Consider the following 25,113-nt stretch of genomic DNA (forward strand, 5'->3'; position numbering starts at 1 on the left):
TCACATGAAACAACGGATGCCGCAGACCGTGAGGTCTGCGGCATCCGTTCTTCGCTTTTCGCGCCTTACTTGGCGGCGACCACCTGCAGGGTGATCACGGCGGTGAGGTCGTCGCGCAGACGGACCGTCGCCTCGTGCTCGCCCACCGACTTGATCGGCGAGGTGATGTGGATCTTGCGCTTGTCGAGCTCGCCCAGGCCGGCGGCCTTGACGGCGTCGGCCACGTCGGTGGTCTTCACCGAACCGAAGAGGCGACCCTCGGCACCCGCCTTGACGGCGAGGCGGACCTTGTTGGACTCGAGGGCGTCCTTGAGAGCGACGGCCTCTTCGTGGTCGTGGATCGCGCGCGACTCGCGGGCGGCGCGGATCGACGCCACCTGCTTCTCGCCACCGCGGGTCCACGAGACCGCGAAGCCCTGGGGGATGAGGTAGTTGCGGGCGTACCCGTTCTTGACCTCGACAACGTCACCGGCTCCACCGAGCCCGGCGACCTCGTTCGTGAGAATGAGCTTTGCCATGTCGGTACTCCTTAGCGGCCAGCGCCGGCGTAAGGCAGGAGCGCCATTTCGCGCGCGTTCTTGATCGCGCGGGCGATCAGACGCTGCTCCTGCACCGAGACACCGGTGATACGACGGGCGCGGATCTTCCCGCGCTCCGAGATGAACTTGCGAAGAGTGGCGACGTCCTTGTAGTCGATGACGCCGACGCGGATCGCCTTCGCGGGGGCAGCGTTCTTCGCGCCCTTCCGCGGCTTCCGGCGGTCGCCGGTTGCCTTTCCAGCCATGGTCTTTCCTTACGTTTACTCGATCGGATGCCGAAGCCTCGGCATCCGGAATCTGCTTGTGAGATCAGCCCTTAGAAGGGTGTGTCGTCGCCGTAGGTGCCCGGGGCAGCCCACGCGTCGGCGTTGCCGCCGGCGTTCGCCGAACCGGGGGTCGACCACGGCTCGTCGGCGACCTGAGCGGGACGGGCCTGTCCGCCACCGCCACCGCTGCTGCCACCGGCAGCGCGGGTGACCTGCGCGGTCGCGTAGCGCAGCGACGGGCCGATCTCGTCGACCTCGAGCTCGATCGCGGTGCGGTTGTTGCCCTCGCGATCCTGGTAGCTGCGCTGCTTGAGGCGGCCGGTCGCGATGACCCGCATGCCCTTGGTCAGCGAACCGGCCACGTGCTCGGCGAACTCGCGCCACACGCTCGCGCGGAGGAACAGCGCTTCGCCGTCCTTCCACTCGTTGGCCTGGCGGTCGAAGTTGCGTGGCGTCGACGCGATCGTGAAGTTCGCGACGGGGAGGCCGTTCTGCGTGTAACGCAGTTCGGGATCAGCCGTGAGGTTTCCCACGACGGTGATGATCGTCTCGCCGGCCATGGCGCTTAGACCTTCGCTGCCTTGGCGCTCTTGCGGGCGGCACGCTCGTCGGCGCGCTGCTTCTCCGAGGCGACCATCGCGATGGCCTCTTCGGCACGGAGCACCTTGGTGCGCATGATCTGCTCGTTGAGCTTCAGCTGACGGTCGAGCTCCTGAGTGGCTGCGCTCGACGCGGTGAAGTTGACGACGGCGTAGATGCCTTCGGTCTTCTTCTCGATCTCGTAAGCGAGACGGCGCTTGCCCCAGATGTCGACGTTGTCGATCGAGCCACCATCGTTGGTGATGACCTTCAAGAACTTGTCGAGGTTCGGGCCGACCTGGCGCTCATCGATCTCCGGGTTGAGGATGACCATGAGTTCGTACTGGTGCGTCACTTACCCACCTCCTTCGGACTAGAACGGCTGCCGGGCATTTCCCGGGAGCAGGAGGGTGTGTGCACGTCGTCCGGGTTCTGCACACAGGGGTGCAATGCGGACAACCCTCCTATGGTACCGGATGCGCCGGCACGGGCCGAACCGTGGGTTCGAAGCACTCGGGACGGGGCGGGTCGGGCACGAAGCGGCACCGGTACCGTGGGCATCATGGAGTGGACGGCGGATGTCGAGGCCGGCGCGTGGATCAGGGATCGCGTCGACGAGCCGTGGCGGGGCACGATGCACGACGTGGTCCCGCGCGGCTTCCCCTTCTATACCCGCGTCTTCCACGGCACGACCCGGTCGCGTCCTGTCGACGGGGAGTGGCCGCCGCTTCCGTACGACAGGAATCGGCACGCGTGGGAGGAATTCGCCGGCCGCCAGGTCGAGATCGAGACCACGGCCGCCCGGTGGGCCGATGCGGCGCAGGCATTCGGCACCGAGATGCACGCCGGTGCGCAGTGGGGATCGCTCGTGCGAGCCCGTAGCGGGGAATGGGACCCGAACGCGTGGCAGCAGGCGCAGTCTGCCGACGGCTGGCAATTCGATGCTCCTCAGGAAGGGCAGCTCGATGCCGCGACGCTCAGCGCCGTGGCCGGCGTCGCGGCCGCTCACACGACGACTCCGGACGACGGCTTCGTCGCGCTCTGGGAGGGCTGGGGCAGCCTGGTGGGCGCGATGGGGTACGGCCCTTCGCGCGCACTGCTCACCGCTGTGAACGAGCCGGACGCCGCGGACGCGCAGACCGGCCATCACCTCAAGTTCCTGGCGCGCTCGACGCGGGACGTCTTCAACGACGTCTTCCGCCGGCCGACGTGGCAGCCCGGCATCCTGTCGGACGAGATCTCGCGCGGCCCACGGCTGAGTCTGCCGAATCGCGACTTCGTCCTCTTTCGCGCCGCGATGTCGGAGCTTGCCGATCCGGAGTGGGTGCGCACCGTTCCGTGGCGCGACCGGCTCGGCGACGCTCACGGCTTCCCACCGAGGGCGGAGTCCCCCAGTATCGTCTGGCCCGCCGACCGGGCGTGGGTCATGGTGAGCGAGGTGGACTGGGACTCGACGATCGTGGCCGGCTCCTCCGAGCTGCAGCGGGCACTGTGCACGGATCCGCGCATCGAAGCACTCGGCATCCGCGAGGGCGCTTCGCTGCAGTGGGACGCCGACGAGGTGAACCGGTGAGCGGGATGCCGCAGCCCGGCGCCGCGTACCCGTTCGACGCACGTCCGCTCGTCGAGCCGGTCGACCCGGCCGCGGCGCGGGCGTTCGCACACGAGCTTCGCCGCACCGGACGCCTGCCCTCGGCGAACGTCGCCGCGATCGTCGGCATCACGGTGCTCGGCATCGTGTTCCTCTCGGTGTTCCTCACGATGGTCGGCACGATCGTCGCGGTGGCCGCCTCTGCCGCGAGCGAGGGCATCGGATTCCTGCTGCTCACGTTCATTCCCGTCGTGGTCCTCGTCGTCATCGTGGCCGGCGCCGTGGTCGCCGCGGTCGTGGCACGACGCGGGGCGTCCGCCCGCATGCTGCGACTGGACCGCTTCGCGCGGGCGAACGGCATGAGCTACCTCCCGCGCCTCGCGAACCCCGGCCTGCCCGGCATGATCTTCTCGCTCGGCAGCTCGCGCCAAGCCTCGGACCTCGTCCGCGGCGAACGCCCGCGGTTCGTGGAGTTCGCGAATTATCGCTACACCACCGGGTCGGGCAAGAACCGCACGACCCACAAATGGGGGTATGTCGCCGTCAAGCTCGACGTGCCGCTGCCCCACATCGTGCTCGACGCCACGGGCAACAACGGCCTGTTCGGCTCGAACCTGCCGGCGACGTTCGACAAGGACCAGCGCCTCAGCCTCGAGGGCGACTTCGACCGGTACTTCTCCCTCTCCTGCCCGGCCGGCTACGAGACCGACGCGCTCTATCTCTTCACGCCCGACATCATGGCCCGCTTCATCGACAACGCCGCCGCCCTCGACGTCGAGATCGTCGACGACTGGCTCTTCCTCTACGCCAAGCGCGACTTCTCCACTCTCGACCCCGCGACGTGGGCGTGGCTCTTCTCCGTCGTAGGCGCACTGCTCGACAAGTTCGCGCAGTGGGCGCGGTGGCGCGATGAACGCCTGCGGGCCGCAGCGGCAGCGTCGACGTCGGATCTGACGCCCTACCCGGGAGCCGGCGTCGCAGGGGACGCCGTGGCATCCGTCCCCTTCTCTGCGCCGCTGGAGACGCTGCGTCCTCCCCCCGGCGTCGCACAGCAGGGACGCCGCCTGCAGCGGGGCGTGCCGTGGGTGACCTTCGTGGCCGTCGGTGCTGTCGTGCTGTTCTGGCTCCTGTCTCAGGCCGGCGTGTTCGGGTTCTTCTTCTCGCGCTGACCGAGCCGGAGGCTCGAATCAGGCGAGCGCGGGCTCGCCGGCGTAGGGAGCGTCGGCCACCGCCAGCTGCTCTTGGCGCAGCCGGCGTCGCATGTCGGAGAAGACCGAAGCGTAAGCCGGATCGCGGGCGACATTGCGCAGCTCGTCGGGATCTCGCTCGAGGTCGTACAGCTCCCACTCGCCGGGATACGTGAACGGCCCCGTTCCGAGAAGTCCCATCCCGTCGTTGTAGAAGTAGATGAGCTTGTACCGGTGATCGCGGTAGCCGTAGTGCGCGGGCGCCTTGTGGAAGCCGTCGTCGTGCTCCCAGTAGCGATAGTAGAAGCCGTCCCGGCCGGTCGCCTCCAGCAGGCTCCGTCCCTGCATGCGAGGATCCGGGGCGACCCCGGCGGCGTCGAGGACGGTCTGGGCGAAGTCCACGTTCGTCGCGATGTCGCGGCGCACCGTGCCCGCCGGGAGCCGGTTGGGCCAGCTCACGACCAGAGGCATGCGGATGGACTCCTCATACATGAACCGCTTGTCGAACCAGCCGTGGTCGCCGAGGAAGAAGCCCTGGTCGGACGAGTACAGCATCAGCGTTTCGTCGAAGAGATCGCGTGCGCGGAGCCAGTCGGTGACGCGCCCGACGTTGTCGTCGACGGATGCGACGCACCGGAGGTAGTCCTGCATGTAGCGCTGGTACTTCCACAGCGCTTCGTCCTCGTACGAAAGGCCTGCCGGCGGGTCCTGCTTGAGATCCTCCGCGTTCAGGTGCTCGGCGATGCGCATCGCGGCGCGCCGGGCCGACGACGCGCGGGTGGCGTAGTCGTCGTCCCACGTCGCCGGCAGCGGAATCGGGTCGGAGTAGAGGTCGGCGTGACGGTCTGCGGGCTGCCAGGGACGATGCGGGGCCTTGTGCCAGATCAGCACGCACCACGGGTCATCGCCCTCGAGGGACTCGAGCCAGGCCAGCGCGAGATCGGTGATGACATCTGTCGCATAACCCTCGACCTGGCGCAGCCCCTCTGAACTGAGGAAGTGCGGGTCGTGGTACTCGCCCTGATCGATGAGCACATCCCAGTAGTCGAAGCCCTCGGGGTTGTGCCCCTCCCCGTCGCCCATGTGCCACTTGCCCACCATCGCCGTCCGGTAGCCGGCATCCTTCAGTCGTGACACGAAGGTGGGCTGCCCCGCGTCGATCGGGGTGACGAGTGTCGTCACCCCGTTGATGTGGCTGTACGTTCCGGTGAGGATCGACGCGCGGCTCGGCGAGCACAGCGAATTGGTGGCGAAGCAGTTGTCGAAGCGTGCCCCCGCCGCCGCGATCTCGTCGATGCGAGGCGTCTCGTTGACGACCGAACCGTACGCGCCGATGGCGTGGGCGGCGTGGTCGTCAGTGAGGATCACGACGATGTTCGGACGGGTCATGCCGCCGACGCCTCGTCGCCCGAGAGGTACGTCGTCTCGTCGAGCCCTGACTGCGTCGGGTCGTGGTCGACGGCACCGACGTCGTACATCGTCGTCATCCAGTGGTAGAAGTTGTCCCCTCGCTCGCGCAGCACGCCGTACAAGCGCTGCATCAGCCGCGAGCGGACGGCATCCATCCCGGGTTGCTCGTAGACGTTGGAGAGCTCGTCGGGATCCTGCTGCAGGTCGTACAGCTCGTTGACCGAGTCGGGGTTCACGACCAGCTTGTAGCGGTCGTCACGCAGCATCCGCTGCGGGTAGGGGAAGTGGTGCCCGTGGAACTCGCACACGATGTCGGGAGCCCACGCGGGGTTCTCACCCTGCACGAGCGGAACCAGGCTTCGGGAGTCGACCGCCGGCGAGGGATCGATGCCGGCCAGCTCCAGGATCGTGGCCGTGGCATCGAGCAGCGAGACGAACTCCGTGCGGACCTGTCCGGCGGGTGCGCCCGGGATCCGCACGATCCCCGGGGTTCGGTAGATGTCCTCGTACATGGCCGGGCCCTTGTCATGCAGGCGGTGCGCGCCGGTGAACTCGCCGTGATCGCACGTGAAGAAGACCGCCGTGTCGTCGACCAGGCCCAAGCGTTCGAGGGCCGCCATCACCCGCCCGATCTGCTGGTCGATGAGTGCGACGTAGCCCCAGTACACGGCGATGAGCTTGCGCGTCACTTCGATCGGCATGGTGTCGAACGTCCAGTGGGCGCTGTAATTGCGCTGCACCGGCGGCTTTCCCTCGAACGTCTCGGCAATCGAGCGTGGCAGCTCGATGGCCGCGGGGTCGAACATGTCGAAGTACTCGTCGGGAATGATGTACGGCAGATGCGGACCGAAGAAGCTCAGCTCGAGGAAGAACGGCGTCTCTTCTCGCCGGACGTCGTCGGCATAGCGCTCCAGCAGCTCGATCGTGCGGGACGCGAGGTAGTACTCGAACGTCGCCTCGACGGGCTGGTGGAGCCGGGCAGCCAGCAGGTTGCCCGGCCCACCGTTGGGCAATGTGCCCCGGATGCGGTCACTGATCTCGTACGGCGGCAGACCGTTCTCGCGCAGGAAGTCGAGGTAGTCCTCATTGTCCACGGGGTTGTGCCAGCCGGGGAGGTCGGGACCATCGAACCCGAAGTCCGCCGCCTTCTTCTCGGTACCGGCATGCCACTTGCCGATGAGCCCCGTGTTGTAGCCCTTCTCCCGCAGCGCCTCGACGAACGTGAACGATCCGTCGGCGAGGTCTTCGAGATACCCCACGTTGCGCTCATGGTTGGCAAGCACACGGTGCCGGAACGGGGCTTGACCGGTCAGCAGGCTCGCGCGCGCCGGGGTGCAGATCGCGGTCGGGGTGTACCACCGATCGAATCGCGTTCCGGTGCGAGCGAGCTCATCGAGCACGGGAGTCGCCGCCAGGGCATTGCCGTAGGCCCCGAGGGTGTCGACCCGGTGCTGGTCGGTCATGAGGAAGAGGATGTTGCTCGACTTCATGTCGGATTACTCGCCTGCCTGCAGAAAGAGATCGCCGGTGTAGAAGTCGGCAGGGTCAGCCGGCTCGGTGAGCTTGCCGGCGGCGACGAAGTAGTCGACCATGCCCGCCAGCCACGTGTCGACGGTGCCGTCCTCGGTCAGTGCGTCGATCTCTTCCAGCGAGAGGATCTGGACGTTGCCCGCGTCTGCCTCGACCTGCGCCGGGTCGAGCGCCGAGAAGTCGGCGGTCAGCTGGATCGCCTCGTCGGTGTTCTCGGCGCGGAAGGCGATCGCCTCGCGCAGCGCCTTGAGCACGCGGTCGACCTTCTCGGGCTCGTCAGCGACGACGTCATTGCCGGCGACGAACGCCGTCGGGAAGGCGACGGTGTCTTCGAAGTCGCTGTTCTCAGCCAGCTCCACGAGGTCGGGCACCTGCTCCATGACGGTGGCCAGGGCGGGATACCAGAAGCCGGCGCCGTCGACCTGCTTCGATGACAGCGCGGCGACGATGGCCGCGGGCTCCATGGCCACGGCGTTGATGTCGTCCTTCGTCATGCCCGCCTCCTCGAGCGCGAGCGTCAGGATCATATCGCCGGAGGTGCCCTCCGGGAAGGCGACGGTCTTGCCGCGCAGATCTTCGATGGACTCGATGCCGGCCTGCGCCACGACCCGGTCGGCCTGACCGAGGGTGTTGAGGGCGACGATCTTGGCCTGACCGGATGCGGGAAGCCACACCGCTCCCGGGCCGATGTAGCCGAAGTCGAGGTCGCCCGTTCCGAGCGCTTGGATCTGCAGCGGACCGTTCGTGAAGTTCTGGGTCGTCACGTTGAGCCCGTACTTGTCCCACAGCCCCTGGTCCTCGGCGATCGCGAGAAGACTGGTGCCGTTGAAGTCCGGGATGTAGCCGAAGTCCACGTCGATGACGTCCTCGTACTCGCTCTCGTCGGCGTCGCCGGCATCCGGGCTTCCTCCGGACCCGCTCGCGCATCCGGTGAGTGCGACGGCGACGGCGATGCCGGCCGCGGCCGCGCCGATGAGTTTCCTGTTCATCCTCATTGCTGTTGTTCCCTTCGTCGGGTTCGGCGTCTCAGTGCGACGCGGTTCCGGCTGCGGTGCCGGGCTCTTGGTGGTACACGGCGTGCCAGACGCGATTGCGCAGCGCCCCGAACTCGGGGCTCAGGCGCACGTCCTCCGTGCGGGGGTAAGGCAGATCGACCTCGATGACCTCATAGATACGGCCAGGGGCGGCGGCCATCACGATCACGCGATTGGCCAGGAACACCGCCTCGTCGACGTCGTGGGTGATGAACATCACCGTGCGCTTCTCGCGACTCCACGTGTCGAGCAGCTGCTCTTGGAGCTTCACGCGGGTGAGGGCATCCAGCGCTCCGAACGGCTCGTCCATCAGCAGGATGGACGGGTTCACGGCGTAGGCACGGGCGATCGCGCATCGCTGCTTCATGCCTCCCGAGAGCATCTTCGGCAGCGCATCGGCGAACTGCTCGAGGCCGACCATGCGGATGAAGTGGTTCGCCCGCTCGCGGCGCTCGGTCTTCGACACCCCCGCCACCTTGAGCCCGAACTCCACGTTCTTGCGCACGGTGAGCCAGGGGAACAGGGCGTACTGCTGAAAGATCACGCCGCGCTCGGGGCCGGGATCCGAGACCGCTCGGCCGTCGACGAGGGCTTCACCGGATGTCGGCTCCTCGAGCCCAGCCAGGATGTTCATGAGCGTCGACTTGCCGCAGCCCGACGGTCCCACGACGGTGACGAACTCGTTGTCGGCGATGTCGAGGTCGACGTGGTCGAGCGCGACGAACTCGGTGTCTTTGAGCGGGAAGGTCTTGCGGATGCCGCGCACAGAGATCTTGGCGGCGGTCATGGTGTCGGTCATCGGCGTTCCTGCCATCCGGTCAGCTTGCTCTCGGCGAACAGCAGCAGGCGGTCCATCACCAGGCCGAGGATTCCGATGATGACGATGCTCACGAAGATCGTGGCGAGGTCGTAGTAGATCTGTGCGGCCTGCATCCGGTGACCGAGTCCCGCCTGCGCCGCGAGGAGCTCGGCGGCCACGAGGGTCGCCCACGCGGAGCCGAGACCCACGCGCATGCCGACGAGGATGAACGGGGTGGATGCCGGCACCACGACCCGCGCGAAGATGGTGCCGTCCTTCGCCCCAAGGACGCGGGCGGCGTTGATGAGCGTCTTGTCGACGCTGACCACGCCCTGGTAGGTCGAGATCACGCACGCGAGGAACGCGGCGAGGAAGATCACGAAGACCTTGGGGATCTCGCCGATGCCCATCAGCACCAGCACGAGCGGCAGGAGGGCCAGCGGCGGGATGGTGCGGAAGAATTGGATCCAGGGCTCGAAAAGTCCGCGCGCCACGGTGTACCAGCCCATGAGGAAGCCGACCGGGATGGCGACTGCGCTGCCGAGCAGGAAGCCGCTGAGCACGCGAGCCAGGCTGGCCAGCAGGTCTTCCTGCAGGATCCCGGCGTTCCACAGCTGGACCGCCTTCTGGACGACCTCGGGCGGGGTGGGCAGCTGCAGCCCGCTCAGCGCGAGCAACCACCAGATCCCGATGCCGCCGACGATCGAGACGACATTGAGGATCGCGAGGCGCGAGCGCTTGGACAGCCGGCTACGGCCGGATCTCGCTCGCGGCTTCGGGCCATCGGCGGGCAGTCGCTCTATGTCTGCGGACGAGCTCATCGTGTACGGCTGGATGTCGGCGCGCGACGGCGCGGCCGGCTGTGCGCTGCCGCTCATCGGATCGCCTTCGCACGCTTGCGTGGTCGATGCGGGTTCACAGTGCGCTCCTTTGCTGCGGGAGGGAACGGCTGGATGCCGTCGGGTCGGGGTATCCGGCCAGGAGAGGGGATTGGTGGAAGATGGCCGCGATCGCACCGAGGGCGCCGTCGCTGTCGCGCAGCTGGGCGGCCCGGACGATGTGGGGCTGATCGGACGGGATCGAGTAGAGCTCGTACCGGAGGGTCGCGGCGGCCTGTTCGACGAGCACCGGCGCGATGTGCACGATCTCCCCGCCGATCACGACCTCACGGGGGTTGAGGGTCATCGCGGCCGCACCGAGGACGCGCCCGACGGTGGACCCGACGCTGCGCAGCACCATGTCGACGGCGGGGTCACCCTTGGCCACCGCCAGTGCGAGGTCATCGAGAGTGTCGACGTCGCCGCCTGCTTCGCGGCATGCGCGCAGAATGGCGGGCACGGATGCCACGGTCTCGAGGCATCCGCGCTTCCCGCACCGGCAGGGCAGCCCGGTCGGGTCGGCGGTCACATGCCCGAGCTCGCCCGCGAAGCCGCGCGAACCCGTGACGAGTCGCCCCGCGACCACCAGCCCGCCGCCGACACCGTCGGAAAGTCGCAGGTAGAGAAGATTGTCGACGGCGTCGGGCCGGGTGATGGCCTCGGCGAGCGCCGCGAGCCGGGTGTTGTTGTCGACGATGACCGGGGCGTGGAATCGCTCCGCGAAGGCGTCGTCCACGCCGTCGGGTGCCAGCTGCTTCTTCCAGCTGACGGCCGGCACGCCGGCCCGAGCCGAGGTGTATGGTCCGGGCACACCGATGCCGATGGCCTGCAGGGCTCCATAGTGGACACCGGTCTCGCGGCTGAGTCGATCGATCAGTCCGAAGGCGATCGAGATGCGCTCGGGCCACGAGATGTCGTCCTCGTAGCGCTCGACGCCTTGCGCGATCACGTCGTGCGACGCATCGGCGACCGCCACGTGCACGCGGCGGTGCCCGAAGTCGACGCCGAGGAACTGCCCCGACTCGGGGTCCAGGGCGAGCCGCTCGGCGGGGCGCCCGCTGCCGGCGCGCGTGGCGGCATCCGTGTCGGCCACGATGATCGCACCGCGCTGCAGCAGCTGCGCGGTGATCTCGGACAGCGTGGTGCGCGACAGCCCGACGCGTTTGGCCAGCTCTCCCCGGCTCAGCGCACCGTGGCTGCGCAGTGCCGAGAGCACCCGCTCTTCATGGGTGCGCCGCACCAGTGCGTGAACCCCGGTCGTCGATGACATGCGTGCCACACTCTCAACCTCGAATTTTTCCGTCAACAGCCCGACAGAAAGATTCCTGGATTAGTCCGTGGCGTGACCAAAACGTTGCCTTCGCACACGTCGCGCTTGCGCGCAGCGGGGCGCCGCCGTATCGGCGAGCACCCCGCTGCGTCGACGAACCCGTCAGTCAGCGGGGCGAGCCACCGTCAGCACCTCGCCGAGCGGACCGCTCTTCTCCATCCGCACGATGCCGGGGACGGCCGCGTCGCCGATGCGCGACGGATCGGCCCAGTAGCCGTGTGCCGGGTTGTTGAAGAACGTCATCCACGCATCGCCGTGCTCGTCGATGAACATGTTGTTGTGACCGGCACCCACACCGGCGGTGTACCTCGCGGTGTACGGTCCCTCGAACGAGTCGGCCACAGCGACGATGGCGTCGTATTGCTCGCGCAGCCCCGTGCCCGCCCGATAGGTCGGACCCGACGAAGGCGTGGGTTTCCACGACCATGCGGCATGCATCAGGTAGTACTTGCCGTCCATCTTCGTCACCGTCGCTCCCTCGAGGTAGGGCTCGGGCGCGTACTTGCGCTGCGTGAACGCCGGCAGGTCGGTCGGCGTGACCAGGTTCTCCATGTCGGGCGTCAACTCCGAGTACAGGTCGTTGTGCAGCACGAGGTACGTCTTGTCGCCGTCATCGAACAGTCCGCCGTCGATGTGGTAGTACTGCGGATTGTTCGCGCGCACCGGCTCGCCGAGCGGGTGGTCGATGTTCGCCTCGATGTTCCGGTACGGGCCCTCCGGTCCGCCTTCGCTCACCAGGATGAATGAGCCGGTCAACGCGCTCTGATCGCCCATGCAGGCCACCAGGTACCACTTGCCGTCGATGTAGTGCAGCTCCGGCGCCCACGCGTTGCCCGCCTTGGTCGCCGGGTCGTCCGGGTTCTTGTAGGCCTGCCAGTCGGTCACGACCACGCGGTCGTCGGTGTTCTCACCGACGAACTCCGGCGACCAGACCTTGCCCTTCTCCTCATCAGGACGGATGCCCGTCGTGTCGACGAGCTGCCACGGGCCATCGAGCGCGGGCGCGATCCATACGTAGATGCCGTCGTTCCAGGGGGCCGCCTTGTCGAGCTCGCCGGGTTTGGTGGTTCCCGTGGCGACATAGACGGTCTCGCCGTCGACCTCGAACCGGTTGACGTACGTGTCACGCATCCACACCCGGCCGAGCTCCGCGTCCTGAGGGCGAAGCTCGAGGTCGAGGATCAGCGAGTTGTCGGCGCGGGGCATGAGCTCCTCCCGCCCGTCTGCCAGCCCGTACGGCATGGGGATCGGCCAGCTCGCGGGGAAGGCGCGCTCGGCACCGCCCATCGCGTACGTGCGGAGATAGTCGAACTCGGCGGTCGCGCCCGGGGCGTTGTACGAGATGAGCCCGATGCGCAGGTCGCCGAGAGTCGCCAGCGACCAGGAGCCACCCCACTGCCACTTCGCGCCGTCGGTGCTGGACGCCATGCGCACGTCCCATTCGCCGTTCCCGGCGTCGAGCTGCGCGTACAGGCGCAGCCACGTCGTCTCGGCGGGAGCAGCGCCGAACATCGGCCCGTGGGCGACGGCGGCCGGCGGAGTGGCGGTCGGCCGCTCGCTCTCCTTGCCGAACTCGGTCTGATGCAGGAACTGCCCCGGCTTGCGATTGAGCGGCAGCACGGAGTGCGCGAGCTTGAGGTACCGGTCGTCGGTCTCGTACAGCACGAGGCCCGCCTGCTGGGCGGCGCGATCGCCGTCGAAGGTCAGCTTCGTCTCGACCATGAAGTCCTCGCGCGGCGCGTCGCGCAGCAGCACCGGTGCGGTGTTGTTGGCGAGGTGCAGCTCGGCACCCTGCGTCGGCCACACGAGCGAACCGCCCGAGACGACCGGTCCTGCCGTCGGCGGACGCACCCACGTCCAGGCGTCGTCCGCTGCCTCGGGGGCGCCGTCGACGCCGAACTCGTCGGAGTGCTCGGCGAGCAGCTCGTCCGCCTGCGGGTCGGCGACGCGCTCGGTCACCGGCTGGTACAGCGCGGCCGCGCTGAGGTTGTCGGCGTCGACCGCCGCCCCCTCGGCCGATACGCCGATCGCGCCGTGCGATTTCGCCTGCCGCGGCGCCTCGACCGTCGCGGTCGCGAGCGGGTCGTTGAGGTTGTCTGCCGAGACCTCAGCCGACACCGTGCCTCCCCGCCACTCGATCGAGACGACGTGCCACGTCCCGTACGAGAAGCTCGCCGGGAGCGGCGCCGACTGCTCCGCCGAACGCGACCCATGCGTCACCTCGAGCCGGAGCTCACCGGCTTCGCGGTCGATCCACGCCGTCGCCCCGTTCCGCCCGCGCACGCCCATCGCAAGGCCCGCGGCACCGGCGTCGCCTGCCTCGGCGAACCGCACGTCGCCCTGCACACGCTGGTCACCGGAACTCTGCGCCTCGCTGGTCAGCGCGGCACCGGACGCGACGCGTGCGTGGGCTCCGGCATCCGCCGACTCGACGATCTCGACCTCGCCTCGCCCCCGCCAGCCATCCAGGCCGGCCGCGAAGTCGGTGCCCAGTGCAGGCGACGAGACGGGCGCCGTCTGCTCGCCCGCAGACGGACCGGCGCCGGCATTGACCACGGGCCAGCCGTCGATCCAGTCGAGGCGATCGATCATCATCGGGCGCTTCGACAGATTGAGTCGGCCGTTTCTGGTGTCGACGGGCGGGAAGTCCGGGTCGGCTGCCGGGATCGCGTGGTAGACGAGCCAGTCCTGACCGGCCAGATCCGTCTGAACCGCGTTGTGGCCCGGTCCGGCGAATCCGTTGCCGTTGGATGTCAGGACGAAGCCGCCCTTGCTCGAGAGGGCCATCAGATCGACTCCGTGATCGTCGACGAACGGACCGGTCGGGCTCTCGCTGCGGCCCACCTTCACGGTGTATCCGCTGAACGCCCCGTCGCAGCATCCCGCGTCGGAGTACATGAGGTAGTAGAAGCCGTCGCGCTGAACGACGAAGGCGCCCTCCATGCGGCGCCCTTGGGCGACCTGAGTCACCTCACCGGTCAGCGCCGTCGCGTCGGCGTTCATCTCCGAGACGCAGATCACGTCGTAGCTGCCCCAGTAGAAGTAGTGCGCGCCGTCACTGTCGGTGAACAGCGCCTGATCGATGTTTCCCGTGGGGCACCCGGCGACGCCCGCACCCCCGACGAGCGGCCCGCGGTCGGTCCACGGACCTGTCGGCGTGTCGGCCGTCAGGAGCGCGACCCCACCGTTGGAGAGGGAGTAGGTCAGGTAGTACTGGCCGTCGATGTACCTGATGTCGGGAGCCCACGGGCGTGTGTTCGCCGCCCAGTACGAGGGCAGGGCGGCATCCTGCGGATAGACGTCGCCGACATACTCCCACTGCACCATGTCGGTCGAGCGGAGCACCGGGAGGATGTGCTCGCCCGGCTCGCCCGAACTCTGGAGGATCGGGTTCGTGGTGCCGTACGCGTACCAGGCGCCGTCCTTGCCGCGGATCATCGCCGGATCGGGGAAGGTGTCGACGACACCCGCCGTCACCGGGTTCGCGTAGGTCGCGGATGCAGGATCGCTCGTGGTCTCGATGGGCGCTGTTTCAATGGGCGCTGTCTCGCTGGGGGCGGCCGCGGTGGGGGCGGCCGCGCCGGCGGGGGTGCCGACGAGCAGGGCTGCGGCGATCGCCGCCGCCGTGGCCAGGCTCGCTGTTCGCCATCGCATCATGTGGGTCTCCTTCTTCATCGAAGTGCCGCGCGGGCGCACGACAGCGGCGCGTACCCGGGCACGCGTCGAGATCCGGACGGCCGCCCCCCGTGCCGAGCACTGATGCGGTGTGACCCTCCGTGTGGTGTGTCGCGACCCATCAAACGGAGGGAGGATTTTTCCGTCAAGGCTCCGGCGGAAAGGAACTCCGATTCGTCATCGGTTCGTGGCAGTGATGCGCTGTCGACATCAGGTGTCGTGGATGCCGCCGCTGCCGCTGCCGCGCGCAGGCGTAGGCTTGTCGCGTGCAATCCCTGAGCTTTGCGACGCCCACCGGGCGTAAGGAGGTCGCCGGCGCTCCTCGCGCCGAGCGGAGGTAGTCGTGCGCGTCGCCGTGCGCGACGCCGCTGAGCCTCCGCGGACCGCCGGTTCGCGGCATCCGAACTCTCGCCCCATCTCGGCGAGCCTTTGTGAAGCAAGGAATCATGCACGCATTCACCGAGAAGGACCTTCGCGCGTCCTTCGTCAACGCCTCTCTGCGCGAACGCAATGCCATCGTCCTGCCCGACCTCTCGCACGTGGGCTGGGAACACCTCGACTACCTCGGCTGGCGCGACCCGAAACAGCCGCTGGCCGGCTTCATGGTGGTGCCTGTCGATGACCGCCCCGTCGGCATCCTGTTGCGCCAGACCGAGCAGCGCGCGCGCAGCCGGGCCCAGTGCTCGTGGTGCGAGGACGTCACACTGCCCAACGACGTCGTCTTCTTCAGCGCCAAGCGCTCGGGCCAGGCCGGCCGCAACGGCAACACGGTGGGAACCCTGCTGTGCGAGCGGTTCGAGTGCTCGGCCAACGTGCGCCGGCCCCTGCCGCCGGCCTACCTCGGGTACGACGTCGAGGCCGCGCGGCAGCGGCGGATCGACGCGCTCCGCGCCCACGCCGAGGGCTTCGCGCGAGACATCCGCGACAGCCGCTGAACCGGATCGCTCCCGTCAGGCGGCGGATGCCTCGGCGTCCGCCGCCACGGGAGCGTCCATGTGCACGCGGCGCAGGGGCAGGGCCTCGGGCGCCTCTCGACGCAACCACTCGACGATCCGCTCGCGCACCAGGCAGCGCAGGTCCCACATGCGTCCGGAGTCCGCGGCACTGACGACGATGCGCACCTGCAGCACGCCGCCCACGGCATCGGTGACCTGGACGCCGCTGTTGACGCCGTCCCACAGATCGGTCTCGGCGAGCACGCGGTCGAGCTCGGCACGGATGCCGTCGAGCGGCACTCGCCAGTCCAGGTCGAAGTACACCGTGCCCAGGAGCGCCCTGCCGAGCTTGGTCCAGTTCTCGAACGGGTTCGTGGTGAAGTAGGTGCAGGGCAGCACGAGGGTGCGCTGATCCCAGACCTCGAGCACGACATAGCTCAGCGTGATCTGGTTGATGCGGCCCCACTCGCCCTGCACCACGACCACATCGCCCACGCGGATCGCCTCACTGAAGGCCAGCTGCACCCCGGCGAACAGGTTGCCCAGCACCGACTGTGCGGCCAGGCCCGCGACGATCGACGCGATGCCCGCAGAGGCCAGCAGGCTCGCGCCGAGCGCACGCACCGTATCGAAGGTCATCAGGATCGCACCGATGGCGATCACCACGATCACCACGATGACGAGGCGCCGCACGATCTGCAGCTGCGTGCGGATCTTGCGGGCCGAGAACGTGTCGCTCTCGACCAGCCGGTACCGCTTGGTGCCGCTGTCGACGAAGAACAGGAAGAGCTCGCCGACCAGCCATGCCGCCGACGCGATGATGAGGATCCCGAACAGGTGCTCGATGCCGCCACGCAGCTCGGGGTCGATGGGCATCGCGGCCACCGAGACGGCGAGCGCAACGATCAGGACCGTGATGCGGAAGGGCCACCTCGCGCGCCGCTGCAGTCGCTGCGGCCACTCCTTCCGGCGGCCGAGCAGCGTCAGCGCGACGGTGGCCGTGACCATGATCGCCAGGGCGATCGCCAGCGCGACGCCGGCGACCATCCCGAATCCGGCCCACGTTTGCCAGTTCTCCTCCATGACGTCGAGCACATGTCCCCTCTCGGTTGCGTGCTTCCACGCTAGGCAGAGGGGAGGGGGATGCCGCAACCCCGGACTCGGCCGGTCCGACCCTCAGGCTAAAGGGAAGTCGCGGTGCGCGGCGACGGAGCCATCTCCCCAGGTGCCGCTGCCGGATGGTTATGACCGCGCGGCCCACCACTCCCGGAGTCGCTGCTCCGCGGCATCCGGCCCCATCACGCCCTCGTCCAGGCGCAGGTCCAGCAGGAACCGGTAGGCCTCGCCGACCTCGGGGCCGGGGCCGATGCCGAGCACCTGCTGGATGCGGTTGCCGTCGAGCTCGGGCCGCATGGCCTCGAGCTCCTCCTGGGCGGCGAGCTCGGCGATGCGGCGTTCGATGTCGTCGTACGCGCGGGCCAGCCGCCCCGCCTTCTTGGCGTTGCGGGTCGTGACATCGGCGCGGGTGAGGATGTGCAACCGCTCCAGCTCGCCACCGGCATCGCGCACGTACCGGCGCACCGCCGAGTCGGTCCACGCGCCCTCCGAATACCCGAAGAACCGCAGGTGCAGCTCGATGAGGCGCGCAACGGCGCCGATCGTGTCGGAGTCGAAGCGCAGCGCCTGCAGCCTCTTGCGCGCCATCCGCGCGCCCTTGATGTCGTGGTGGTAGAACGTCACGCCACCGCCGGGCTCGAGGCGCCGCGTCGCGGGCTTGCCGATGTCGTGCAGCAGCGCCGCCAGCCGCAGCGCGACGTCGGGGGCGGCATCCGGGTTCCGCTGCTTCTCGAGATCGATGGCCTGCCGCACCACGGTGAGCGAGTGCTCGTAGACGTCCTTGTGGTGGTGGTGCTCGTCGATCTCGAGTTGCAGCGCGGGAACCTCGGGGAGGAACTCGCGCATCAGCCCCGTCTCGACGAGCAGACGGATGCCACGCAGCGGGTCGTCGGTCGCGAGGAGCTTTACCAGCTCGGCCTGGATGCGCTCGGGGCTCACGATCTCGAGCGTCGAGCGCAACTCGGTCATCGCCTCGACCGTGGCGGGGTCGACATCGAAACCGAGCTGGGAGGAGAACCGCGCCGCGCGCAGCATGCGCAGCGGGTCATCGCCGAAGCTGACCGATGGATCGGCGGGTGTGCGCAGCATCGTGCGGACGAGGTCCTCGACGCCCCCAGTCGGGTCGACGAGGGTGCGGCCGGGCACGCGCAGCGCCATCGCGTTGACGGTGAAGTCGCGACGGACCAGGTCGCCCTCGATCGTGTCGCCGAACTCGACCGTGGGCTTGCGCGTCACGCCGTCGTAGCTGTCGGCGCGGTAGGTCGTGATCTCGACCTGCTCGCCGCGGATGCGCGCGCCGATCGTGCCGAACGCGCGGCCGATATCCCACTGCGCGCTCGAGATGGGCTTGACGATGCGCAGGATGTCGTCGGGACGCGCGTCGGTCGTGAAGTCGAGGTCGTTCGTGGCGCGGCCGAGCAGCGCGTCGCGCACCGGACCACCCACGATCGCGAGATCGAACCCGGCGTCGGCGAACGCGCGGGCGAGCGTGTCGACGACGCGGGACTCGGCGAGCGCGCCGAGGCGCGCGAGGCCCTCGGCCATGTTGAGCATGATCTCCAGCCTAAAGCCCGCTCGCTCAGGCGAAGCGGAGGAAGCCGGTGAACAGCAGCTCGCGCACGCGCGGGATCAGGTCGCCCCGCAGCGCGGGAGCATCGACCTCGAGCAGCTGCGCGATCGCGTCGATGAGGACGCCGACGGGCAGATCTCCGTCGCACGCGCCGACGAGGGCCGCCAGCCCGGGATCGACCGCGAGCGCCCGGCCGAACCCGCCGCCCTGCCTCAGCTCGATCACCGTCGGGTCCTCGGCGCCGGGCAGGTGGTGACGGTTCTCGGTGACGTCGGGGGCGACGAGGAGGACGGATGCCGCGACCCTGTCGTCGTCGAGACCGTCGAGCCGGTCGTGGGCGGCGAGCGCGTCGGCCAGGTGCGCGCCCAGCCCCTCGCCGCCGGACGTCGATCCCGAGAGCCGCTCGTACCGCGCGAGCGTCGGCGCTCCCGAGACCGGCCGGCGCAGCAGGATGTAGCCGAATCCGACCTCGGTGACGCGACGGGATCCGAAATCGTCGAGCCACACGTCGACGAGGCGCGCGAATCCAGGCATTCCCGCCTGGGTCCCACCGTCGCGCACCCACAGCTCGGCGTACGACAGCGGGTCGAGGCTCTCCCGCTCGACGACCCAGGCGTCCAGCGGAACCGGTGATGCCTCGACCCATTCCCGCACGCGGTCGAGGCCCGGGGTTCCTTCGCGCGTCTCCCAGTTGCCGAGCAGCTGCGCGACACCGCCGGGCGCGAGGTGCGCACCGACCCCGGTGACGAAGGCCGCCACCATCGCGTCGCCGACCATCCCGCCGTCGCGGTACTCGTAGGAGGGCACATCGGCGAGCCGCGGCGTGATCACGAACGGGGGGTTCGACACGATGCGGTCGAACTGCTCGCCGGCGACAGGCTCGAAGAGGCTGCCGAGCCGCACCTCGATGCCGTCGACCCCGTTGAGCAGCGCGTTCAGCCTGGTGAAGGCGAGTGCTCGCGCCGAGATGTCGGTGGCGACGACGCGATCGGCGTAGGCCCGGGCGCGCAGTGCCTGGATGCCGCATCCGGCACCCACGTCGAGCACACGCGTCGCCGGCGTCGGCAGGTGCAGGCTCGCCAGCGTGAGCGACGCGCCGCCCACCCCGAGCACGTGATCCTCGGGAAGCGGCCCACCGAGCGCAGCCTCGTCGAGATCGCTCGCGATCCACCACTGACTAGAGACCGCGGTCGGGCTGAACGACTGCGGCCGTACCACCGCCAGCGGCCGCACCATGTCGTCGGCGACGTCGGCGAGGCCCAGCCTCACGAGGCCACGCGCGCGCGTGCGCACCAGCGAGCGGTCGACGGATTCATTCCCCTGCGGCATCCCGAGCACGAGAAGTCTGCTCAGCACGGCCAGGGCGTCGTCGCGCGAGCCCAGCGCCCGATCGGCGGGCGACCGGAGCCCACGCGCGATCGCGTCATCGGCGGCGTCTCCCCACGCCGCGCGCACGGCCTCGGCCGAGAATCCGGCGTCGTGGAGATCGGCGGCGAGCGCACGGCACACGGCCGGATCCGGTTCGGGAAGCACGGGACCATTCAACCCTGCGGCATCGGCATCGACCCCCGTACTCCAGGCCGGATGAGCCGCGCGCCGCCGATGTTCGGGGGGCTCGGAGCGTCGGACCGTAGAATCGCAGTCGTCGTGCGGTCAGGCCATCGCACAGGAGCGAACCCCCCGACAGGATGATCGTGACCACACCGGGAAGCCACGCCCGGCGCCGCGCCCGGCCTCGGGCGCCGCGCCTGGCCGCGGCCATCGCCGCGAGTGCGGTCGTCGCGCTGGCGCTGCTGGCCCCCGTCGCGGTCCCTGCCGCAAGCGCGTCGCCTGCTCCGGGCCCCACCCCGACACCCACCGCGACGCCCCCCGTCGCGCCGGGCACGACCGCGTTCGTCCTTTCGCCGGTCGCCAACGGCATCGTACGACCGGGCGAGTCGCTGACGGCCGCGGTCACACGACAGAACGGCACCGATGCCGAGCTGCCGGCCGCCGAGGTGACCCTGTCGCTCGGCGCTACGCCGTTGCCCGACCGGCAGGCGCTGGCCGGATGGCTCGACGGCACGACCGACGGCGTCGGGGTCGATCCCGTCTCGACCGCACCCCTGGACCCCGTCGCCCCGCGTTCGGAGGAGGTGACGAGCATCAGTCTCGCGCCCGATGCGGCCGCACTCGCCGGCCGCGGGCCGGGCGTCTACCCCCTCGTCGCCTCGTACCCGACGGAGTCCGGCGTCGTGACTGCGACGAGCGCCATGATCGTGCCGGCAGACGACCGCGAGGTGGGCATGGGCGTGGTCGTGCCGATCACCGCCGGCGGACTCACCGCCGGCCTGCTCACCGCCGACGAGCTCGCGCTGCTGACGGCCCAGGACGGCGGTCTCACGGCTCAGCTCGACGGCGTCGACGGCACGGGGGCGATTCTGGCCATCGACCCCGCGATCCCGGCGTCGATCCGCGTGCTCGGGTCGTCGGCTCCAGCGTCTGCGATCGACTGGCTCGGCCGGCTCATGGCGCTGCCCAACTCGCGCTTCGCGCTGCAGTTCGGCGACGCCGACGTGACGGCGCAGCTGCAGGCGGGTCTCACCCGGCCGCTGTCGCCGACGTCGCTGACCGCGTACCTCGACCCGGCCGACTTCGCCACCGCGACCCCGACCCCGACCCCCACGCCCTCTCCGACGACGACTCCGACGCCCGACGTAGAAACCGACACCGGCGAGCCGACCGTGCCCGACTTGGCACAGCTGCTCTCGGTGGGGGACGACGCGCGGGCCGGCGTGTACTGGCCGGCCGGCGGAACGGCCACCCCCGACGTCGTCGCCCAGCTGGGCGGGCTCACCGCCGAAGACCGGGCGTCGCTCACCCTGATCCCGTCGACCTCGACCGCCGGGGGCTCCGATGGCAGCACGGTGGCCGCTCACGGACGCGCCGGCGAGGCGGCCGTCCTCGTGTACGACACCGACGTCTCGGAGCAGCTGAACGAGGCGTCGGTCCGCGAGAAGTCGTGGCTGCGCGGTGCACCGCTCACGGCCGCGACCGCCTTCCTGGCCTTCGCGGCCGCCGAGGCCGACGGCCCGCTCCTGGTCTCGCTCGGGCGCAGCGCCGACCGCGACCGGGTGGGCTTGAGCACCGCGATCGCCACGGCGAGCACGGCACCGGGCACCGTGCCGAGATCGCTGGCCGGACTGATCGCGAGCGAGCCGGGGCAGGTCGCGATCGGCGACGCCGAGCCCGAGCCGGAGCGCGCGGCCGCGGCTTCCACTCTCCTCGCCGACGAGAGCGCGCTCGCGCGGTTCGCGACGATCCTCGATGACCCCGCACTGCTCACCGGCCCCGAGCGCGCAGAGATCCTGCAGCTGCTCGGCGTCGCGTGGGTCGCCGATCCCGCATGGCCCACGGCGCTGGCCGAGCATCGCGCCGCGACATCCGCGACCCTCGACTCGGTCGGGCTGGTGCCCGCGAGTGCGGGCGACCTGTTCGGATCGAACGCGTCGCTGCGGTTCTGGGTGCGCAACGACCTGGACTACCCGGTCAACCTCGTGCTGTACACGACGCCGAACAACCTGCGACTCGACGTCCAGCGCGAGACCACGGTGATCGCCACGGCGCAGAGCAACACGCGCGTCGAGGTACCCGTGCAGGCCCGCGTCGGCAGCGGCGAAGTGACCCTCGCGCTGCAGCTGCGCAGTCCCGCGTTCGTCGCCATCGGACCGCCGCAGACCGTCGAGGTCAACGTGTGGGCCGAGTGGGAGGCCGTGGGGATCGCGGTCCTCGCGGCGATCGTGGGCGGCCTGCTGACGATCGGCGTCGTCCGCACGGTGCTGCGGATTCGCCGGCGACGTCGGCGTGGCGAACCGGAGCCCGGCGCCACCCAAGCCGGCACCCCTGGCGACGGCCCCGCCCCGACTGAAGAGCCCGAGCGTTGAGCGGCATCGGCCGGGCGAGCGTCCTGATCGGCGCCGGCACGATCGTCTCCCGGCTGACCGGGATCATTCGATCTGTCGTGCTGGTGGCCGCGATCGGATCCGTCAACAGCGGTGCCGCCGACGCATTCGCCGTCGCGAACCAGCTACCGAACAATATCTACGCCATCATCTCCGCAGGCCTCCTGAGCGCTGTCGTGGTGCCGCAGATCGTCAAGGCCGCCGCGCACCACGACGGCGGAAGCGCGTTCGTATCGAAGCTCGTGACCCTGGGTGTCGCCGGACTGCTGCTGACCACGATCTTGGCAGTGGTCGCGGCTCCCGTTCTCGTCCACCTGTACGCCGACCGGTTCACCACTGAGCAACTTGCGCTCGCGACAGCCTTCGCCTATTGGTGCCTTCCGCAAGTGTTCTTCTACGGTCTCTATGCCCTCGTCGGGGAGATTCTCAACGCCCGCCGCGTCTACGGCCCGTATACCTGGGCCCCGATCGTCAACAACGCGGTTTCGATCGCCGGTTTCGTCGCCTTCATCGTGCTGTTCGGCGGCCCGATCACGGCCGTAGGCGTATGGACTCCAGAGATGATCGCCGTTGTCGGCGGTACGGCCACCGCGGGAATCGTGGTGCAAGCGGTGATCCTGCTGTGCTTCTGGCGTGCCGCACGCCTCCGCGTCCGACCTGATTTTCGCTGGCGCGGGGTCGGCCTGAACCACCTGGGCCGGCTAGCGGGCTGGACGTTCCTCATGATGCTCGTCGGCCAACTGGCCGGAATCGTGCAGTCTCGCGTGCTATCGGGAGCGTCGGAGAATGGTCCGGCGATCGCTGCCTCCCAATACGCCTGGCTGCTGTTCATGCTGCCCTACTCGATCATCGTGCTGTCGATCGGAACGCCCTACTTCACTCAGCTCAGTGAGCATGCCGCGGCGGGTCGCGACGAAGACGTGCGGCGCGACATCGGTCAGAGCATCCGTACGCTCGGGTTCTTCATCGTCTTTGCGACCGCGGCTCTCGCCGTCGGTGCGGTCCCTGCCAGCCGAATCTTCACCAACACCGCCGCTCAGGCCGCGCAAGCAGCTCCCGTCCTGTTGTGCTTCCTTGTCAGCCTCGTTCCGCTTGCAGTCCTGTTCGTCATTCAGCGCACGTTCTATGCGTACAACGACACGCGCACCCCGTTCTTCTTCACCCTGGTTCAGGGCGTCATCGTCGCTGCGACGGCATGGATCGCCTCCGCGCTTCTACCGCTCTCGCTTCTTGCCGCGGGCGTCGCGCTCGGGCAGTCACTTGCGAGCATCGTCCAGCTCGTGATCGCCACCATCCTCCTCGAGCGCAAGCTCGGAGGGCTGCGTATCGGATCGTGGATGCTGGCGCTCGGGCGGTTCGCGCTCGCCGCGGTTCCGGCGGCCGGCGCCGGGTGGCTGACGTTCGTGCTGCTGGGTGGTGTCGGGGGCTGGACCACATCCAGCCAACTGCTCGGTGCGGTCGGCGCGGCCATCATCGGGCTCGTCGCGCTCGGCGTGTACGTCGCGTTCCTGGCGCTGCTGCGCGCTCCCGAGCTGAGCGTGGCGGCGCAGCTCGTGCGGCGGATGCTCCCGGGCGGCCGCGGCGCATAGTCTGCGGCATCCGTTTGTCACCTCGCGGAAAGGACGCGGGCTCGCGGAATGACCCGCGGCTACCATGTGTTGAAGCACACGAACCATGCGAAAGGGGCGCTCGTGCGTCAGGTCATCATCATCGGGTCAGGGCCGGCGGGCTACACCGCCGCCATCTATGCCGCACGGGCGAATCTGAGTCCTCTCGTCGTCGCCAGCTCGGTCGAAGCGGGTGGCGAACTCATGAACACGACCGACGTCGAGAACTTCCCGGGCTTCCCCGAGGGCATCCAGGGGCCGGATCTCATGGCGAAGATGCAGGAGCAGGCGGAGCGCTTCGGCGCCGAGGTGCTCTACGACGACGTCGTCGAGCTCGACGTCGCGGGGCCGATCAAGAAGATCACGCTCGGCAGCGGTGGCAGCCACGAGGCCGACTCGATCGTGTTCGCCACCGGGTCGGCGCCGCGCAAGATCGGCATCGACGGTGAGGCGCGCCTTTCCGGCCGGGGAGTGTCGTACTGCGCCACGTGCGACGGCTTCTTCTTCCGTGAGAAGGTCATCGCGGTCGTCGGCGGCGGCGACTCGGCGATGGAGGAGGCGACCTTCCTCACCAAGTTCGCGTCGAAGGTGTACATCATCCACCGTCGCGACGAGCTGCGCGCGTCGAAGATCATGCAGGAGCGTGCGTTCAAGAACGACAAGATCGAGTTCGTGTGGAACAGCGCGGTCGTCGACATCATCGGCGACGACGCCGTCACCGGCGTCGTGCTCGAGTCCACCGTCGACGGCACTCGCTCCGAACTGGCGCTCGACGGCGTGTTCGTCGCGATCGGCAACGACCCGCGCACGCACCTCGTCCACGGCAAGCTCGACCTCACGCCCGAGGGAACGATCTGGGTCGACGGCCGCTCCTCGCGCACCTCGTTGCCCGGCGTGTTCGCCGCGGGCGACGTGATCGACCCGACCTACCGTCAGGCCGTCACCGCCGCCGGCAGCGGCACCGTCGCGGCCCTCGACGTCGAGCACTACCTCGCGGCGCTCGGCGAGGCCGGCGCACCCGCCCCCGACGTCGCCGAGATCGACGGGCTGCCCGGTGCGGACGGCGACAGCGCTGAGAGTGCAGAGACCGCCAAGGTCAACGCCGCCTAGGACGTTCGGAACAATG

At 69.2% G+C, this 25,113-nt stretch carries 20 protein-coding genes; 6 read left to right on the top strand and 14 right to left on the bottom strand.

The genetic code is table 11. From position 1 onward, the window contains the following. Positions 1 to 65 precede the first annotated feature (65 nt). The 4 genes from rplI to rpsF all read right to left on the bottom strand — a co-directional run bounded on the left by rplI (position 66) and on the right by rpsF (position 1,739). Positions 66 to 518 carry a 50S ribosomal protein L9 gene (gene rplI / locus K0817_RS17225; protein WP_219982916.1) on the bottom strand — a complete coding sequence of 151 codons (453 nt, stop codon included), beginning with the start codon at positions 516 to 518 and terminating at the stop codon, positions 66 to 68. A gap of 11 nt (positions 519 to 529) precedes the next feature. Then, positions 530 to 784 (bottom strand): 30S ribosomal protein S18, encoded by a 255-nt coding sequence (rpsR, locus tag K0817_RS17230; RefSeq protein WP_013584646.1) that lies wholly within the window; start codon positions 782 to 784, stop codon positions 530 to 532. Positions 785 to 855: 71 nt separating this feature from the next. Then, positions 856 to 1,365, bottom strand: coding sequence for a single-stranded DNA-binding protein (locus K0817_RS17235; RefSeq protein WP_219982917.1), 510 nt, complete (start codon positions 1,363 to 1,365; stop codon positions 856 to 858). A 5-nt stretch (positions 1,366 to 1,370) separates the two neighbouring features. Next, complete coding sequence (gene rpsF, locus K0817_RS17240; protein WP_219982918.1) at positions 1,371 to 1,739, bottom strand: 30S ribosomal protein S6; 369 nt, start codon at positions 1,737 to 1,739, stop codon at positions 1,371 to 1,373. A 207-nt stretch (positions 1,740 to 1,946) separates the two neighbouring features. Between rpsF and K0817_RS17245 the strand changes: the two genes are divergently transcribed. After that, positions 1,947 to 2,957, top strand: coding sequence for a hypothetical protein (locus K0817_RS17245; protein WP_219982919.1), 1,011 nt, complete (start codon positions 1,947 to 1,949; stop codon positions 2,955 to 2,957). Between the two features lie 5 nt (positions 2,958 to 2,962). After that, entirely contained in the window at positions 2,963 to 4,144 is a 1,182-nt protein-coding gene (locus tag K0817_RS17250; RefSeq protein WP_219983152.1) for a hypothetical protein, read from the top strand. Between the two features lie 18 nt (positions 4,145 to 4,162). Here the strand turns inward: K0817_RS17250 and K0817_RS17255 are convergent, their stop codons facing one another. The 7 genes from K0817_RS17255 to K0817_RS17285 form a co-directional block, all read right to left on the bottom strand. Further along, on the bottom strand, positions 4,163 to 5,551 hold the full coding sequence (locus K0817_RS17255) for a sulfatase (RefSeq protein WP_219982920.1): 1,389 nt from the start codon (positions 5,549 to 5,551) through the stop codon (positions 4,163 to 4,165). Beyond that, on the bottom strand, positions 5,548 to 7,062 hold the full coding sequence (locus tag K0817_RS17260) for a sulfatase-like hydrolase/transferase (protein WP_219982921.1): 1,515 nt from the start codon (positions 7,060 to 7,062) through the stop codon (positions 5,548 to 5,550). The genes K0817_RS17255 and K0817_RS17260 overlap by 4 nt, the downstream gene beginning before the upstream one ends. Positions 7,063 to 7,068: 6 nt before the next feature. Further along, positions 7,069 to 8,091, bottom strand: a complete 1,023-nt coding sequence (locus K0817_RS17265; RefSeq protein WP_219982922.1) for an aliphatic sulfonate ABC transporter substrate-binding protein — start codon at positions 8,089 to 8,091, stop codon at positions 7,069 to 7,071. Between the two features lie 37 nt (positions 8,092 to 8,128). Then, positions 8,129 to 8,935 (bottom strand): ABC transporter ATP-binding protein, encoded by an 807-nt coding sequence (locus K0817_RS17270; protein ID WP_253735477.1) that lies wholly within the window; start codon positions 8,933 to 8,935, stop codon positions 8,129 to 8,131. Beyond that, positions 8,932 to 9,813, bottom strand: a complete 882-nt coding sequence (locus tag K0817_RS17275) for an ABC transporter permease (protein WP_253735478.1) — start codon at positions 9,811 to 9,813, stop codon at positions 8,932 to 8,934. Before K0817_RS17275 ends, K0817_RS17270 begins: the two co-directional genes overlap by 4 nt. Positions 9,814 to 9,850: 37 nt before the next feature. After that, positions 9,851 to 11,083, bottom strand: coding sequence for an ROK family transcriptional regulator (locus K0817_RS17280; RefSeq protein WP_253735479.1), 1,233 nt, complete (start codon positions 11,081 to 11,083; stop codon positions 9,851 to 9,853). A 162-nt stretch (positions 11,084 to 11,245) separates the two neighbouring features. Then, positions 11,246 to 14,800 (bottom strand): family 43 glycosylhydrolase, encoded by a 3,555-nt coding sequence (locus K0817_RS17285; RefSeq protein ID WP_219982923.1) that lies wholly within the window; start codon positions 14,798 to 14,800, stop codon positions 11,246 to 11,248. A 464-nt stretch (positions 14,801 to 15,264) separates the two neighbouring features. On the opposite strand from K0817_RS17285, the gene K0817_RS17290 reads away from it, so the two are divergent. Further along, on the top strand, positions 15,265 to 15,753 hold the full coding sequence (locus K0817_RS17290) for an FBP domain-containing protein (protein ID WP_219982924.1): 489 nt from the start codon (positions 15,265 to 15,267) through the stop codon (positions 15,751 to 15,753). A gap of 15 nt (positions 15,754 to 15,768) precedes the next feature. Here K0817_RS17290 and K0817_RS17295 read toward each other — a convergent pair whose 3' ends face one another. The 3 genes from K0817_RS17295 to K0817_RS17305 form a co-directional block, all read right to left on the bottom strand. Then, positions 15,769 to 16,848, bottom strand: coding sequence for a mechanosensitive ion channel family protein (locus K0817_RS17295; RefSeq protein ID WP_219982925.1), 1,080 nt, complete (start codon positions 16,846 to 16,848; stop codon positions 15,769 to 15,771). A gap of 147 nt (positions 16,849 to 16,995) precedes the next feature. Further along, positions 16,996 to 18,423: a CCA tRNA nucleotidyltransferase gene (locus K0817_RS17300; protein ID WP_219982926.1), complete on the bottom strand. Its 1,428-nt coding sequence runs from the start codon at positions 18,421 to 18,423 to the stop codon at positions 16,996 to 16,998. A 25-nt stretch (positions 18,424 to 18,448) separates the two neighbouring features. Further along, positions 18,449 to 19,972 (bottom strand): methyltransferase, encoded by a 1,524-nt coding sequence (locus K0817_RS17305; RefSeq protein ID WP_219982927.1) that lies wholly within the window; start codon positions 19,970 to 19,972, stop codon positions 18,449 to 18,451. Positions 19,973 to 20,133: 161 nt separating this feature from the next. Between K0817_RS17305 and K0817_RS17310 the strand changes: the two genes are divergently transcribed. The 3 genes from K0817_RS17310 to trxB all read left to right on the top strand — a co-directional run bounded on the left by K0817_RS17310 (position 20,134) and on the right by trxB (position 25,097). Beyond that, positions 20,134 to 22,362 (top strand): DUF6049 family protein, encoded by a 2,229-nt coding sequence (locus tag K0817_RS17310; RefSeq protein WP_253735480.1) that lies wholly within the window; start codon positions 20,134 to 20,136, stop codon positions 22,360 to 22,362. Continuing rightward, entirely contained in the window at positions 22,359 to 23,969 is a 1,611-nt protein-coding gene (gene murJ, locus K0817_RS17315; protein WP_219982929.1) for a murein biosynthesis integral membrane protein MurJ, read from the top strand. Before K0817_RS17310 ends, murJ begins: the two co-directional genes overlap by 4 nt. A gap of 102 nt (positions 23,970 to 24,071) precedes the next feature. Beyond that, the gene (trxB, locus tag K0817_RS17320; protein ID WP_219982930.1) at positions 24,072 to 25,097 is read left to right on the top strand and encodes a thioredoxin-disulfide reductase; all 1,026 of its coding nucleotides are present in this window, start codon (positions 24,072 to 24,074) and stop codon (positions 25,095 to 25,097) included. Positions 25,098 to 25,113 lie beyond the last annotated feature (16 nt).

This window comes from Microbacterium sp. HD4P20, assembly GCF_019449275.2.
Taxonomy (GTDB): Bacteria; Actinomycetota; Actinomycetes; order Actinomycetales; family Microbacteriaceae; genus Microbacterium.